This window comes from Tardiphaga sp., from assembly GCF_044336785.1.
GTDB lineage: Bacteria > Pseudomonadota > Alphaproteobacteria > Rhizobiales > Xanthobacteraceae > Tardiphaga.
In genome coordinates, this window is the sequence record NZ_JBIIOT010000045.1 from 25,797 (window position 1) to 41,705 (window position 15,909).

13 protein-coding genes are annotated in these 15,909 nt (G+C 62.7%); 12 read left to right on the top strand and 1 reads right to left on the bottom strand.

All coding sequences use genetic code 11. The features are described from left to right. Positions 1-175 precede the first annotated feature (175 nt). The 8 genes from ACIQ2A_RS14550 (at position 176) to ACIQ2A_RS14585 (ending at position 11,261) form a co-directional block, all read left to right on the top strand. Entirely contained in the window at positions 176-1,312 is a 1,137-nt protein-coding gene (locus ACIQ2A_RS14550) for a GSU2403 family nucleotidyltransferase fold protein (protein ID WP_398480291.1), read from the top strand. 178 nt (positions 1,313-1,490) lie between these two features. Continuing rightward, positions 1,491-2,702, top strand: coding sequence for an ABC transporter substrate-binding protein (locus tag ACIQ2A_RS14555; protein WP_398480293.1), 1,212 nt, complete (start codon positions 1,491-1,493; stop codon positions 2,700-2,702). Positions 2,703-2,785: 83 nt separating this feature from the next. Then, positions 2,786-4,276: an AMP-binding protein gene (locus ACIQ2A_RS14560; RefSeq protein ID WP_398480295.1), complete on the top strand. Its 1,491-nt coding sequence runs from the start codon at positions 2,786-2,788 to the stop codon at positions 4,274-4,276. A 139-nt stretch (positions 4,277-4,415) separates the two neighbouring features. Beyond that, positions 4,416-5,432 (top strand): ABC transporter substrate-binding protein, encoded by a 1,017-nt coding sequence (locus tag ACIQ2A_RS14565; protein ID WP_398480297.1) that lies wholly within the window; start codon positions 4,416-4,418, stop codon positions 5,430-5,432. 35 nt (positions 5,433-5,467) lie between these two features. Next, entirely contained in the window at positions 5,468-6,256 is a 789-nt protein-coding gene (locus ACIQ2A_RS14570) for an ABC transporter ATP-binding protein (RefSeq protein ID WP_398480299.1), read from the top strand. Continuing rightward, on the top strand, positions 6,253-7,023 hold the full coding sequence (locus ACIQ2A_RS14575) for an ABC transporter permease (protein WP_398480301.1): 771 nt from the start codon (positions 6,253-6,255) through the stop codon (positions 7,021-7,023). The genes ACIQ2A_RS14570 and ACIQ2A_RS14575 overlap by 4 nt, the downstream gene beginning before the upstream one ends. Positions 7,024-7,113: 90 nt before the next feature. Beyond that, complete coding sequence (locus tag ACIQ2A_RS14580; protein WP_398480303.1) at positions 7,114-9,240, top strand: ATP-binding protein; 2,127 nt, start codon at positions 7,114-7,116, stop codon at positions 9,238-9,240. Between the two features lie 50 nt (positions 9,241-9,290). Continuing rightward, positions 9,291-11,261: an ABC transporter ATP-binding protein/permease gene (locus ACIQ2A_RS14585; RefSeq protein WP_398480305.1), complete on the top strand. Its 1,971-nt coding sequence runs from the start codon at positions 9,291-9,293 to the stop codon at positions 11,259-11,261. A gap of 106 nt (positions 11,262-11,367) precedes the next feature. Here the strand turns inward: ACIQ2A_RS14585 and ACIQ2A_RS14590 are convergent, their stop codons facing one another. Next, entirely contained in the window at positions 11,368-11,754 is a 387-nt protein-coding gene (locus tag ACIQ2A_RS14590) for an MAPEG family protein (RefSeq protein WP_398480307.1), read from the bottom strand. Positions 11,755-11,888: 134 nt separating this feature from the next. Between ACIQ2A_RS14590 and ACIQ2A_RS14595 the strand changes: the two genes are divergently transcribed. From ACIQ2A_RS14595 to ACIQ2A_RS14610, 4 genes are all read left to right on the top strand, one after another. Further along, positions 11,889-12,374, top strand: a complete 486-nt coding sequence (locus tag ACIQ2A_RS14595) for a pyridoxamine 5'-phosphate oxidase family protein (RefSeq protein ID WP_398480309.1) — start codon at positions 11,889-11,891, stop codon at positions 12,372-12,374. Further along, positions 12,374-12,607: a hypothetical protein gene (locus ACIQ2A_RS14600; protein WP_398480311.1), complete on the top strand. Its 234-nt coding sequence runs from the start codon at positions 12,374-12,376 to the stop codon at positions 12,605-12,607. Before ACIQ2A_RS14595 ends, ACIQ2A_RS14600 begins: the two co-directional genes overlap by 1 nt. Positions 12,608-12,808: 201 nt before the next feature. Beyond that, entirely contained in the window at positions 12,809-14,809 is a 2,001-nt protein-coding gene (locus tag ACIQ2A_RS14605) for an OmpA family protein (protein ID WP_398480313.1), read from the top strand. A gap of 185 nt (positions 14,810-14,994) precedes the next feature. Further along, entirely contained in the window at positions 14,995-15,744 is a 750-nt protein-coding gene (locus ACIQ2A_RS14610; RefSeq protein ID WP_398480315.1) for a superoxide dismutase, read from the top strand. Positions 15,745-15,909: the final 165 nt, after the last annotated feature.

The following is a 15,909-nucleotide window of genomic DNA, read 5'->3' on the forward strand; positions in this document are numbered from 1 at the left end:
ACCGATTGTCAGGCGACGATCATGTCGTGGAAAGGCCCGCATTTGCGGGCCTTTTTCGTTGGCCCAACGGTCATGTTCGTTCGGTATACTGTTTTCGCAGAAACAGTATAACAGCTTGAATCGGCGGTCTAGCCGCGTTATACTGCTATTGCGGAAATAGTATAGCGGGGGTTCCATGGCCAAGGCTGCGGGCGTCGATATTACCTTTCAGACGCTGTACTCGGAGCTCGTGCAGCGCAGCCTTGACGACAGCTTCACCTCCGAATTTTCGTCCGATGGCCGGTTTGTCGCCGTCGAGGTCAAGGGCCGCAAATACTGGTACTTTGACACGCCCAAGCCTGAAGGCGGCGGACAGGACCGGCGTTACGTGGGTCCGCAAGAGGATCCCGACATCACTAGGCGCGTCGAGGAATTCAAGGACCTCAAGGCGGACATCAAGGGACGTCGCCGCCTCGTATCCACCCTGACGCGGGAGGCTTATCTCCCAAAGCCGCCGATCACCACGGGCCGGGTGGTCGAGGAACTGGCACATGCCGGTTTCTTCAGGTTGCGCGGGGTGTTGGTCGGCACTGTCGCCTATCAATGCTATTCGGCCGTGCTGGCGCGGCGGCTCGATGCGGCCGCCATGCAAACCGGCGACGCCGATTTCGCTCAGTTCCGGGAGATCTCGGTCGCCATCGGCGACAGCCTGCCGCCGATCCTGGGCATCCTCAAAAAGGTCGATCCCACGTTTCGCGAGGTGCCCAGCTCGGCGGACGGGCGGGTATCGACGCAATTCGTGTCGCGCGACCAGTTCAAGGTCGAATTCCTGACGCCCAATCGGGGACCGGACGATGTCGCCGACAAGCCGGTGCAGATGCCGGCGCTGGGCGGCGCAGCGGCCTATCCTCTCCGCTTCCTCGATTTTCTGATCCGGTATCCGATCCGCGCCGTGCTTCTACATGGCGCAGGCGTCCCGGTGACCATTCCGTCGCCGGAGCGATACGCCGTGCACAAGCTCATCGTCGCCTCGCGTCGGCGGGACGATCGCGACGTGATGGCGAAAAGCGCCAAGGACCGGATTCAGGCGCGCTCGATCTTCCAGGCGCTCATCATGAATTACCAGCAGGCGGATATGGCAGCGGCCTTCATGGAGGCCTGGGATCGCGGTGACGCATGGAAAGACGCCATCAGTAAGAGCCTCGCGACATATGACGAAAGCCTGCAGTCGATGCTGCGTCAGGGATTGGCGAAAGGCATCACCGAGTTGGGAGACGATCCGGCGAGCTATGGACTTGCCGGTGATGTGCCGGACGTGCGCAAGAATATGTAGTCCGATCGCTCAGTAGCGACGTGATCAATCGTTCCGTCGAGCGGAAATCTGGCTTGCTGCAAACAGCCTTGCTTTCCCAGATCGAAGCAGAAACTATTCGCGCACCGCAAACAAAAACAGCGGAACGCCCGTCACCGATGCGGTGATGCAATGACGATAAAACAAGGGAGAAACATCCATGCGAGCGCGCATTCTTGCCGCGCTTGGCGCGTGCTTTGTCATCGCGTCAGGTCCTGCAGCGGCCCAGAAGAAATACGGTCCGGGCGTCACCGATACGGAAATCAAGATCGGCAATTTCGTGCCCTATAGCGGGCCGGCATCGGCCTACGGCATGGTTGGCCGCATCAACGGCGCCTATTTCAAGATGCTCAACGACAAGGGTGGCATCAACGGGCGCAAGATCAACTGGCTGTCCTATGACGACGCCTATTCGCCGCCGAAGGCTGTCGAGCAGACGCGCAAGCTGGTCGAGAATGACGAGGTGCTGCTGCTGTTCCAGACATTGGGCACGCCGTCGAACACCGCCGTCATGAAATATCTGAACACCAAGAAGGTGCCGCAGATCATGCTGTCGAGCGGCGGCACGCGGTTCGGCGATGATCCCAAGGCCAATCCATGGACCATGCCCTTCAACGTGCCCTATCAGGCCGAGGGGCGCATCTATGCTAAATGGATCATCGACAATCATCCGAATGCCAAGATCGCCGTGCTGTCGGCCAATGATGATTACGGCAAGGATATCTACAAGGGCGTGCGCGACGGGCTCGGCGAGAAGATCTCGATGATCGTCAGCGAGGCGACCTACGACAATTCCGATCCCACGGTGGATTCGCAGATCGTGAAACTGAAGGCATCGGGAGCGGACATGTTCCTGAATCTCTCGACGCCGAAATTCGCCGCCATGGCCATCCGCAAGATCGGTGAAATCGGCTGGAAGCCGATCCAGATTCTCAATCAGGTCAGCCAGTCCACCGGTGCCGTGCTGAAGCCTGCGGGTCTCGATCATTCGCAGGGGCTGATCGGCGCGAACTATACCAAGGATCCCATCGATCCCGCCTGGAAGGACGATGCCGGCATGAAGGAGTTCAATGCCTTCGTCGACAAATATGCGCCCGATGTGGATCGCAGCAACGGCCTCGTCCTGTATTCCTACGGTGCGGCGCAGACGCTGGAATATATCCTGAAGCAGGCCGGCGATGATCTGTCGCGCGACAACATCATGCGGATCGCCACCAGCCTGAAGGGCCTCGCGCCGACATCATTGCTGCCGGGCATCACCATGAACACCGCACCCGGCGATCATTTCCCCATCAAGCAGATGCAGATGATCCGCTTCAAGGGCGATCAGTGGGAGAGTTTTGGGCCGGTGATCGAAGCGAAAATGAACTAACGAAGCGATGGCGCTCGAAACACCTCTCCCCGCTGGGGAGAGGTGAAGTCAGAACGCTCCAATAACAACAAGCGAGAACCGCAATGCTGATCCCGATGGCTGACATCCCCCGCTGGCATGCGGAGCGAAATGGCTTCGATGAGCCTGCGGTCGTGCACGACAATGTCGCGCTCAGCTGGGGTGATCTCGAGCGCAACGCCAATCGGCGGGCGCGCGCTTTCATGCAGCATGGCGTCAAGCCCGGCGATTTCATCGCGGTCGGCCTGCCGAACTCCAACGCCTTCTTCGAAACTACCTTCGCGATCTGGAAATGCGGCGCCACGCCGTGTTCGCTGTCCTATCGGCTGCCGCGCGGCGAGGCCTCGGCGATTCTCGAATTGCTGCGCCCGTCCCTCGTCATCGGCGGCGAGGAAGACTGGAAAGCGCCGAAGCGGTTGCCCGCGGATTTCGTGCCGGAGGGATTTTCCGACGCGCCGATCGATGGCCCGATCGGGCGTTACTGGAAGGCCATGACCTCGGGCGGATCGACCGGCCGGCCCAAGGTGATCGTCGATCATCAGCCTGCGGTCACCGATCCAAAGCTGCAGCCCTTGAACGTGCATGAGCGCGTGCAACTGCTCAATCCCGGCCCGCTCTATCACAATGCGCCATTCTCGGTGGCGCATGTGGGGTTGTTTGCCGGCGGCACGATTGTCGGCATGACGAAATTCGATGCGGAGGAGGCGCTCAGGCTGATCGATCGCTGGAAGCTCGAATGGGTCAATTTCGTCCCCACCATGATGAGCCGCATCTGGGCGCTGCCCGACGATGTGCGCGCGAAATACGATGTCTCCAGCCTGCGCACCGTCTTCCACATGGCCGCGCCGATGCCGCCGCGGCTGAAGGAAGACTGGATCAATTGGCTCGGCCCCGAGCGCATCTTTGAGCTCTATGGCGGCACCGAGCGGCAGGCCTCCACCGTCATTCCCGGCACCGAATGGCTGAAGCGCAAGGGCTCGGTCGGGCGGGTCGAGATCGGCGCTGCAAAAATCGTCGGCGAGGACGGCCGCGATCTGCCGCCGGGCGAGATCGGTGAAATCTATCTGAAATCGGTCGAGGGCGCCGGCACGACCTATCACTATCTCGGCGCCGAGCCGAAGCGCTCTGCCGATGGCTGGGAATCCCTCGGCGATATCGGCCATATCGATGCCGAAGGCTATATCTGGCTGGCCGATCGCCGCACCGATCTCATTTTGCGCGGCGGCGCCAATGTCTATCCCGCCGAGGTCGAGGCGGCGCTGCTGGCGCATGCCGATATCGAGAGCTGTGCTGTCATCGGCCTGCCGCATCCCGATCTCGGTGCGTCCATCCATGCCATCCTGCAGCTGCGACCCGGCGCCGAAAGCGCGGGGCTGGCTGCCGCCATGCCGGGCTTCCTGGCCGAAAACCTCGCCCGGCCCAAGCATCCCGAAAGCTACGAGTTCTCGCAGGACGCCGTCCGCGACGATGCCGGCAAGGTGCGCCGGACCATGCTGCGGGACGAACGGATCCGCTGGCTGGACGAAGGCCGCGAGTTCCGGACGCGGCCGGCATAAGCCGTTCTGCGACCTGTGGCCGGCCGGCATCTCCCGCGCGCACATCCGTGCGTTTCGGGGGACAGCGTGATATTGCCGAGGCCAATGCTGGCATGGTCTGTGCTAGCCTGTATCGGACATTCGATCAGGGGATTTTTCCATGCTTCGCAAATTGGGTCTCAGTGCAATTGCAGGTGCCGCGCTGCTGACGTCCATCATGTCGGCGCAGGCGCAGACCGCCGTCAAATTCGCGCTCGACTGGAAATATGAAGGGCCGTCGGCGCCCTATTTCGTCGCGCTGGACAAGGGCTACTACAAGGCCGAAGGGCTCGACGTCACCATCGATACCGGGCCGGGCTCGGTCGCCGGTATCGCCCGCGTGGCCGCCGGCACCTATCCGATCGGCTTCTTTGACATCAATTCGCTGGCGCGCTTCCGCGACCAGAACCCGGACAAGGACGTCAAGGCCGTGCTGATGGTCTATGACAAGCCGCCTTTCGCCATTGTCTCCATCGCCAAGTCCGGCATCAATGCGCCGAAGGACCTCGAAGGCAAGATTCTGGGCGCGCCCGCGCCGGATGGCGCCTTCGCGCAGTGGAAGGCTTTCGTGAAGGAGAACAAGATCGACGACGCCAAGGTGAAGATCGAGAATGTCGGCTTCCCCGTGCGCGAGCCGATGCTCGCTGATGGCAAGGTCGATGCCATCACCGGATTCTCGTTCTCGTCCTATTTCAACCTGCTGGCCAAGGGCATCGCCGAGAAGGACATCAAGGTGATGCTGATGGCCGATCATGGCATCGTGCTCTACGGCAATGCTATCATGGTCAATCCGGAATTCGCCAAGGCCAATCCGAAGGTGGTCGCCGGCTTCGTGCGCGCCACCATCAAGGGCATCATCGACACGGCGAAGGATCCTGATGCCGCGATCAAATCGGTGATGAAGCGCAACGAGACCGGCGACGAGAAGATCGAGCTGGCGCGCCTGAAGATGTCGCTGAAGGACAACTTCATTACCGACTGGGTGAAGGCCAACGGCGTCGGCGGCATCGACGACAAGCGGATGAGCGATGCCATCGAGCAGATCGCCGTCACCTACGAGTTCAAGAATCCGAAGCCGAAGGCCGGTGACCTGTTCACGTCGGACTATCTGCCCCCGGCCGGCGAACGCAAGCTCTGACCGACCAGCGCGACAAGAAGGTCGGATCAGTTCGCATGGAAGCATTCGTCGATATCGATGGCGTCACGCTGAAATATCGCGGCGCGGCGGGGGACATCGTCGCGCTGCAGGATGCAACGCTGAAGATCGCGCGCGGCGAATTCGCCGCCGTGGTCGGCCCGTCGGGCTGCGGCAAGTCCACCTTGATGCGTCTCGTCACCGGCCTGCACAAGCCGACTGCCGGGACGATTGCCATCGATGGCAAGGAAGTGAAGGGACCGGTCAAGATGGCCGGCATGGCGTTTCAGCACGCGAATCTGCTGCCATGGCGCAAGGTCATCGACAACGTCATGCTTCCGCTGGAAATCGTCGAGCCCTATCGCTCGCAATATCGATCGAAGAAAGCCGAGTTTCGCGCCAAGGCCGAGCAACTGCTCGCAACCGTCGGCCTGGCTGGCTTCGGCGATCGCTATCCATGGGAATTATCGGGCGGCATGCAGCAGCGCGTGTCGCTGTGTCGTTCGCTGATCCACGAACCCGCATTGCTGATGCTCGATGAGCCCTTTGCGGCGCTCGATGCCTTTACGCGTGAGGAGCTGTGGTGCGTGCTGCGCGATCTCTGGCAGCGCCTCGGCTTCACCGTGATCCTCGTCACCCATGATCTGCGCGAGGCCGCTTTCCTCGCCGACAATATCTATGTCATGAGCGCGCGTCCCGGCCATATCGTGCAAATCAAGCCGGTCGAATTTGCACGGCCGCGCGATCTCGAAGTCACCTATGACAAGAGCTTCGGCGACATCGTGCACGAGCTGCGCCAGAAGATCGCGGAGGCGCGTAAATCATGAATTCGCGCGTTGTCGAAAAGCTCTCGCCCTGGATCTTCACGCTCGCGATCTTTCTGATCTGGGAAGGCGCCTGCGCGGTGTTCAAGATCAACACATCGGTGTTGCAGCCACCATCGGCTGCCTTTGCCGCAATGTTCAAGCTGTGGAAGGTGTTCCTCTATCATTCCTGGGCGACACTGTGGGTCACCTCGGTCGGCTTCGCGCTGGCGGTGGTGTTCGGCGTCATGCTCGGCCTCGTGGTCGGCTGGTCTCAGACCATCTACCGCGGTCTCTATCCCGTCATGATCGGCTTCAACACGATTCCGAAAGTGGCCATCGTGCCGCTGCTGATCCTGTGGTTCGGTATCGGTGAAGTGCCCGCCATCGTCACTGCATTTTTGATTTCGTTCTTTCCGATCGTCGTCAATATCGCCACCGGTCTTGCGACAACGGAGCCCGAACTCGAAGACGTGCTGCGTGCGCTCGGTGCCGGCAAGCTGGATATCATGCTGAAGGTCGGCATTCCGCGTGCGCTGCCATATTTCTTTGGTTCACTGAAAGTCGCCATCACGCTGGCCTTCGTCGGTACCGTTGTCTCCGAAACCCTCGGTGCCAATGCCGGTCTCGGCTTTCTGATCGCGCAGGAAGGTGCCAGTTTCCGCATGGCGAATGTTTATGCCGCATTGCTGTTGCTCGCCTTCGAAGGCGTGCTGATGTATGCGGTTTTTGCCTGGATCGAGCAGCGTTCGACGCGCTGGGCTTTCCGTTCGCAGATGAACGCCGGCTAGCGAACACGTCACACCTCTGCATTCGATCAACCCTCATGGGTTGGTCGATCCCGCGTCATGCGCTAGACTGGCGCGACGCGGGCAGGGACTGTGAAGACAGAACAGCACAATTCTCTGAAAATGCTGCAGTGGATGATGGCCGCATCCCTGGCGTTTCCCATTGCGCTTTTCGCCTTCGCCGCCACCAATTCCTGGATTTCCACCAACGATATTGCCGATCGCGAGATCGATCGCACGGTCGATGTCGCGCATGAACACGCCTTGAAAGTGTTCGAGACCATCGATCGCAGCCTGTCGGAGGTGAACGAAATTGTTCGCGATCGCAGCGACGACGAGCTGCGGTTCAAGGCGGATGCAATGTCGGCGCGGCTCAGGCAGCTCACCGATGCGCTGCCGCAGCTGAAATCGGTCTGGGTGTTCGACGACAAGGGCCGCGCACTGGTCAACAGCCTCAATCTTGCGCTGCCTCATCTCGATTTTTCCGATCGTGACTACTACAAGTCCCACATCGACAAGGATGTCGGCACGTTTATCGGTGCAAATCTGCTGCCGCGGCCGCCCTATCAGGGTGCGGCGTTCTTCGGCGTCAGCCGCCGTCGCACCAGCGTGGACGGAAGCTTCACCGGTGTCGTGCAGGCGTCGGTGTTCCCCGAATATTTCGAGAAATTCTATGCCCGCATCGGCCGCGCGCCGGGCAGTTTCTTCGCGCTGGGGCTGACCGACGGATCGATCCTTGCGCGCTATCCGGCGCTCGCAGCGGCCGCGCGGCTCGATCCCAAAGGGCCGGTCGGGCGTGTGCTATCGACCAATCCCGACGGCAGGCTCGTGACCATCAGCGCGCCCGGCGACAATGTCGAACGCCGCATCGGTTATCGGCGGCTGGCAGGCTATCCCGTCTATGTCGCCGCCGGCCTGGAAACTTCGGCCATCCGCGATCGCTGGTTGAAAGCGATCAGCTATCATTTGATTTTCGGCGTTCCGGCCACACTGCTGTTGTTCGGCTTGCTGCTCTTCGCGCTTCGCCGCACCCGCCGGCTGAACTTTGAGGCCACAAAGCGTCGCGAGGCCGAGGAAGCATTGAAACACGGCCAGCGCCTTGAGGCGCTGGGCCAGCTCACCGGCGGCGTGGCGCATGATTTCAACAATCTGCTGACGGTGATCCGCTCGTCGGTCGATCTTCTGCAGCGACCGGATCTCGCACCCGAGCGTCGCGCCCGCTATATCGCGGCGATATCGGAGACGGTGAACCGCGCGGCCAAGCTGACGGCTCAGCTGCTCGCTTTTGCGCGCCGGCAGACGCTGAAGCCCGAAGTGTTCGATGTCGGCCATTGCGTCAACGGGGTCACCGACATCATCGGCACATTGACGGGCTCGCCGATCGAGATCGTCACGCATCTGCCGGACAAGCCACTGTTTGTCGATGCCGATCTCAGCCAGTTCGAGACGGCCCTGATCAATATCGCCGTCAATGCGCGCGATGCCATGAAGGGCGAGGGCCGCCTCATCATCAGCGTCACCGCCAGCGAGCGGCTGCCATCGGCGCCGATGCCGCGCAAGGATGGCTATGTCGCCGTGGCCCTCGCAGATTCCGGCAGCGGCATTCCCGCGGATCAGTTCGAACGCATTTTCGAGCCGTTTTTCACGACAAAGGAAGTCGGGCAGGGCACAGGTCTCGGTCTTTCGCAGGTATTCGGCTTCGCCAAGCAATCCGGCGGGGAGGTCACGGTTGTCAGTGAAGTCGGCAAGGGCAGCGTCTTCACGCTCTATCTGCCGCGCGTCGTCGGCAATGTCGCGCCGACAATCGTATCAAGCGAGGCGCCGCCCATCGATGGCCACGGCCTCTCAGTGCTGATCGTGGAAGACAATCGCGATGTCGGCACCTTCACGACCGACGCACTGTCCGAGCTCGGCTATGCCACAGTCCTCAAGCACAGCGCCGAGGAAGCACTCGACGAATTACAGCGCAGCGCCGGTCGCTACGACGTGGTGTTCTCCGATGTCGTGATGCCCGGCATGACCGGGATCGAACTCGCGCAGGAGATTCGAAAACTCTATCCGGATCTGCCCGTCGTGCTCACATCCGGCTACAGCCACGTCCTGGCGCAGAACGGCACATTCGGCTTTGAGCTGCTGCAAAAACCCTATTCCATCGAGCAGCTCTCGCGCGTCCTGGCTAAATCAGGCAACTGGCGCAAGGCCCAGCGGGAGACTGCCTGAGAACAGCGGAACCTCAGGGAACCCCATGATAGGCTTGGCGTTATTGCGCCATGAGCAAGCCTGCGGGTCACCAAAGCGTTAACACCACCAAGCCGAAGAACGATGCCCAAAAAGGCCCGATCGTCCCGCTGAAGGATGAGGCCGGCGACCATATCGATCCACCCCCGCCCGAAGTGGTCGAACCCGATCCGGACTTGTCACCGGAGGAGGTCGAGCAGGCGCGGAAAGACTATCTGCTGACGCGGTTCTGGCTTAGTGCGCGCGGCTTCTGGGGCAAGACGGGCGACAAGCTCGCCTGGGCATTTTCCATCGGCCTGTTGCTGATGATTATCGCCAATGTCGCCTTCCAATACGGCATCAATGTCTGGAATCGCGCGATCTTCGACGCCATCGAGAAGCGCGATGCGGCGAGCGTCTTTCATCTCACCGGCGTGTTCTTTCCGCTCGCCATCGGCAGCGTACTGCTCGGCGTCGGGCAGGTGTTCGCGCGCATGAGCATCCAGCGCCGCTGGCGCGCCTGGCTGACGAGTTCGGTGATCTCGCGCTGGCTCAAGAACGGCCGCTACTATCAACTCAATCTGGTCGGCGGCGATCACAAGAACCCGGAATACCGGATCGCGGAAGATCTCCGCATCGCCACCGACTCGCCGGTGGACTTTATCGCGGGTGTCACGTCTGCCTTGCTGTCGGCCGCGACCTTCATCGTGGTCCTGTGGACCATCGGTGGCGCGCTGACGCTGTCCGTTGGTGGCAGCGTGATCACAATTCCCGGCTTCCTCGTCATCGCCGCGGTGCTCTACGCCGCCATCGCGTCGGGCTCGATCATGGCGATCGGTCGCCGCTTTGTCGGCATCTCCGAAGACAAGAACCAGGCCGAGGCCGAATATCGATACGCCCTCACCCGCGTACGCGAAAACGGCGAAAGCATCGCGCTGCTCGGCGGCGAGGAGGAAGAGCGCGGCGGCATCGACAAGACCTTCGGCAATGTCCTCAAGCAATGGACGCGGCTTGCCGGGCAATATATGCGCACCACGCTGGTGTCTCAGGGGTCGAGCCTGATCGCGCCCGTGGTGCCGCTTCTGCTCTGTGCACCCAAATTCCTCGATGGCAGCATGTCGCTCGGCCAGGTGATGCAGGCGGCGTCCGCCTTCACCATCGTGCAGAGCGCGTTCGGCTGGCTGGTCGATAACTATCCGCGCCTGGCCGACTGGAATGCCTGCGCACGCCGCATCGCCTCGCTGATGATGTCGCTCGACGGTCTCGAGCGCGCCGAACTCGGCGACGGTATCGGCCGCATCAAGCGCGGCGAGACCACGGATGACCGCATGTTGAGCCTGCACGATCTGTCCGTCACGCTCGACGACGGCACCGCTGTTGTCGGCGATACCGAAGTCAATATCGATCCGGGCGAGCGCCTTCTGGTTGCAGGCGAGTCCGGGACCGGCAAGAGCACGCTGGTGCGCGCCATTGCCGGCCTGTGGCCATGGGGCGGCGGCAGCGTCAATTTTCATCCCGATCGCCGGCTCTTCATGCTGCCGCAAAAGCCCTATGTGCCGTCGGGCACGCTGCGCCGCGCCGCCTCGTATCCCGCTGCAGAAGAGGATTTCAGCGTCGAGCAGATCGGCGAAGCCCTGGACAAGGTCGGCCTTGCGCATCTCAAGGAGAAGATCGAGGAGGAAGCGCCGTGGGATCAGACACTCTCCGGCGGCGAGAAGCAGCGTTTGGCCTTCGCGCGGCTGTTTCTTCACAACCCTGATATCATCGTGCTGGATGAGGCGACGTCCGCGCTCGACGAGAAGAGTCAGGACAGCATGATGGGGCTACTGACCAAGGAGATGCCCAAGGCGACCGTCGTCTCGGTGGCGCATCGCGCTGAGCTCGAGGCGTTCCATAGCCGCAAGATCGTGCTGGAGCGCCGCAAGGGCGGCGCCAAGCTGGTGAGCGATATCGATCTGATTCCGCGCAAGGGCAAGCGTCGCCTGCTCGGCCGCTTCCTGCGTCATCGCAAGCCGGCGACATAACTGGCGTCATTGCGAGGAGCCAAAGGCGACGAAGCAATCCAGAGCTATGCAAAGAAAGAACTGGATTGCTTCGTCGCTTCGCTTCTCGCAATGACGAAGGAAAGGCTCAGACGAAATTGATCTGCAGCATCGGCAGCGCGAAGATCGCCACATTGGTGAGGAAACCGCCGGCATAGGCCAGTGAACGCGGCGTCGATCTGTCGGCGATATAGAACAGCGCATGCGCGATGCGGAAGGCGAGATAGACGGCAGCGAGCACGCCGACCGTCTTGGCCGATGCACCGAAGAACAGCGCACCCAGCACCGCCACGGCATAGAACGGAAAACTCTCGAACGCATTCTGATGCGCGGCATAGGCACGGCGCTTGGGGCCGGTGAGCTCGCCAGCGCTGTCGCGGGGCGTATTGTTGTCGCGCGATCCTGATTTGGCATAGCCGGCAATGATCAGCGGAAGCAGTGCAGCAATCAGAATGCTCCAGTAAGCGAACGGCATCGAATCCCCCCAAACGGCGTGGTGAATTCGGCTGTGATGGGCGGTTCCCGATCGGCTGTCAAATCGGTCCATGCGCCGATCGGTGCCGGAACATCGCCCGGTCGCGCTTGTTACCCTGCGAAGGGAGAAATGAAATGACCAATGACAATGCTCGCGATACCGATCGGGCCTGGGAGCTGATGACGAAGATCGGCTTTGCCATGCTGGTGACGCAGGATGGCGAAAAGCTGCGCGCCCGGCCGATGTCCGCCTATATCGATCGCGCGGCAGACGCGGTCTATTTCCTCAGTGACGCACGCCGTCACAAGGATGACGAGATCAAGCAGAACCCGAATGTGAATCTCTCCTTCGCAGATGCGAGCGATCAGAAATACGTGTCGGTGAGTGGTACGGCGGTCGTGTCCAACGATCGCGCCAAGATCAAGGAGTTGTTCACCACCACAGCGAAGGCGTGGTGGGACAGTGCGGATGATCCGAACATTCGCGTGCTGAAGTTCACGCCGGACGAAGCCGAGTTCTGGGATTCGCCGGGCACCGTGATCAGCTATGTGAAGATGGCTGCGGCGGCGATGACCGGCTCGCGTCCGGATATCGGCACCAATCGCAAGGTTGCGATCTGATGACGAGCGCCGCACCCGGCAATACGCCTGTCGAGGAGCCGCCGATCACGCCGGGCAAGCCTTCGGAGCCGCCACAGGAAAGCCCGCCGGGCAATCCGCGGCCCGAAGTGCCGCCGCCCATACGCGATCCCGGCGAGCCCTCGCGGCCGGAGGAATTGCCGGGCGATCTGCCCGCGGATATTCCGGTGCCGAATCCGGATGAGACGCCGGGTCAGCCACCAGCGGTGATGTAATACGGTCGCTACTAAACAAACGGTCTGAACGCGCCATGAACAATGCGCGCTCAGGCCGTTCGTGTGTGCAAAATAAATACGACTGTGGCTTTGCGGGCCGCCACATTCCGGCCCCATGCTTATTCGTTCATCGATCTGCCGATTTGTTCGGCCGACAAATCTTTTGTTGAAGTCTACTTAAGCGAGGGGCCCAAGCTCATCATGACAAAACTTCGTCTCGTCCTGCTGGCCACGACTGCGTTCGGTGTGACGCAGATCGCAGTCGCGACATCTCACGCATCGAATGGCGATGCGCCGATCCTGCTCGCACAGGCAGCCCCGCCTGCAGCAGAAGGCGAGCCCAAGGCTGCGCCGAAGGGGCCGCCGCCGGCTGCCGCGCCACGGCCCGCTCCGCCTGCAGCTGCGCCTCCTGCCGCCGCGCCACCAGCCCCACGTCCGGCTCCCCCTGCACCTCCGGCCGCAGCTCCCGCGCCACGTGCCGAGCCGCCAGCCGCGCCGCGCGCGGCACCACCTGCGCCCCCTGCGGCGCGTCCGGCCCCTGAAGCTGCGCCGCCGCCACGTCCAACTCCGCCCACGCCTCCCGCCGCAGCGCCGGCGCCACGCGCTGAGCCGCCGGCTGCACCGACTCCGCCTGCTGCTGCTCGTCCCGAGCGTCGCGAAGCACCGGCCGGCGCCGAGCGTCGTGAACGCCCGGATGGCGAGCGCCGCGAACCCGGTGCGCGTCCGACGCCTCCGGCCACGCCACCCGCTGCGCAAACGCCGGCCCAGCCTGCGACACCGCCTGCCGCGCGCCAGGCTCCCGCAGCAGCGCCGACGCCAGCCACGCCTCCGGCGGCAGCTCCAGCAACTCCGCCAGCGGCCGCAACACCGCCTGCCGCAGCGCCCGCTCCGTCGGCGACTCCGCCAGCCGGTGCGGCGCCGTCCGGCCGTCCCGGTGGGCCCGAAGGCCGCGAAGGCGGTCGCCGCGGCGAGGGCAGGCCGGGTGCGCCCGGCGCCGCTCCAGGTGCGCCTGCTGCTCCCGGCACGCCGCCCGCGGCTGTCGCTCCCGGCGCAGCGCCGGGGACGCCGCCCACGGCGGCAGCTCCGGTTGCTCCACCGCCGACCCCGAGTGCCGCGCCTCTCGTGGTCGCTCCCGGTGGCGGCAATATCAAGGTCGTGCAGCCACCGGCACCTCAGGTGACGACGCCGATCCCGCCTGCGCCGCCGCCGGCCGCAGCCCTGGCGCCGATCGCGCCGGGTGCCGCGCCGGATGGTCCGCGCCGTCTGGATGACTTCCGCGGCCAGCGCAGCGAGCGCCGCGAAGGTGGTCGCACCATCATCACCGAGCCCGGCCGCATCATCGTGCAGGATCCGAGCGGGCAATCCTATATCCGCCACAACGAGGTCGATCGCTTCCGTTACGGCGCGCGCGACATTCGCACCCAGCGCGTCGGCAACGAGGATCGCACCATCGTGGTGCGGCCCGATGGATCGCAGATCATCACCGTGGTCGGCAGCGACGGCCAGTTGATGCGCCGTATCCGCCGGGATCGCGATGGTCGCGAGATCATCATCATCGACAATTCGTTCGATGGTCCCCGCGGCGGGCCGCGTGGTCCGCGCGGTGGCTTCTATGTGGATCTGCCGCCTCCGATGATCCGCATTCCGCAGAACCGCTACATCGTCGATTACGATCAGGCCTCGCCCGATCTCGTCTACGATACGCTGATCGCGCCGCCAGTGGATCGCATCGAGCGTCGCTATACGCTGGATGAAGTCCGCTACAGCCCGGCCGTGCGCCAGCGCATGCCGTCCATTGATCTCGACTCCATCAACTTCGACCTCGGTTCGTGGGATATTCCGCCGGATCAGGCCTCGAAGCTGCAGGTGATCGCCGATGGTCTCAATCGCGCCATCTCGCGGAATCCGCGGGCGGTGTTCCTGATCGAGGGCCATACTGATGCGGTCGGCTCCGATGTCGACAATCTGTCGCTGTCGGATCGCCGTGCGCAGTCGGCGGCGGAATTGCTCACCCAGCAATTCCAGGTGCCGGCGGAGAACCTGACGTCGCAGGGCTATGGCGAGCAGTATCTGAAGATCCAGACCGATGGCCCGGAGCGTCAGAACCGCCGTGTCACGGTCCGCAACATCACGCCACTGCTGAATGGCGGTCAGGCGTCGCTGCCACCGCCGCCTCCCGGCACGGCGCCGCCGCGCCGCTGAGCGGAGCTAACAAATACCGACGGCCGGGAGCGATCCCGGCCGTTTCTTTTCAAATGATTCAATCTCGCTGTGACGTGATCGATCTTGCGCCGATGCGTCACATTGCCCGCATATGAAACTGGCACTCAAACCGCACGTAATTGCCAAGGCCGTATTGCCGGCCCGCAAATCCCAGGAGACGCACCATGTCCTCGATGTCCCGACGCCAAATGATGTTCGCTGCGACCGGCATGGCTGCCGCGATTGCTGCACCGCGGCTCGCTTTTGCCCAGGCTGCAGCACCTGCTGCAACGCCCACCGCCGGTAATGGCGCCTTTGTGCTGCCGCCGCTGACCTATCCGGTGAATGCGCTGGAGCCGCATATCGATGCCAAGACGATGGAGATCCATCACGGCAAGCATCACTCGGCCTTCGTTGCCAATCTGAACACGTTTGCCAAGGACACGCCGATGCTCGGCGAGAAGCCGCTGGTCGAGGTGCTCGGCAATCTCTCCAGCGTACCGGACAATATCCGCACCGCCGTGCGCAACAATCTCGGCGGTCACGCCAATCACACTATGTTCTGGCAGATCATGGGCCCGAATGGCGGCAAGCCGGACGGCGAAGTGCTGGCCGCGATCGATCGTGATCTTGGTGGCCTGGAGAAATTCCAGACCGACTTCAACGCCGCCGGCGGCCGTCAATTCGGCTCGGGCTGGGTGTTCGTGATTGTGGACAAGGCCGGCAAGCTCTCCATCGAGACGCGTCCGAACCAGGACAACCCGATCATCGACGGCAAGCGTGCGCTGATGGGCAATGACGTCTGGGAGCACGCTTATTACCTCACCTATCAGAACCGCCGTGCGGACTATCTGAAGGCGTGGTGGAATACGGTGAACTGGACCAAGATCGGCGAGCGCTATGCTGCCGCGAAGGCTGGCACGCTGGCGGTGTAATTGTTGTGCCTTCTCCCCGCTCTGCGCGGGGAGAAGGTGGCCGCGCGTAGCGCGGCCGGATGAGGGGGCTCTCCGTTCGCTCCGAGCGGGCGGAGAGCCCCCTCACCCGCCTTCCACATGCTTCGCATGTTACAGGCGACCTCTCCCCGCAAGCGGGGAGAGGTT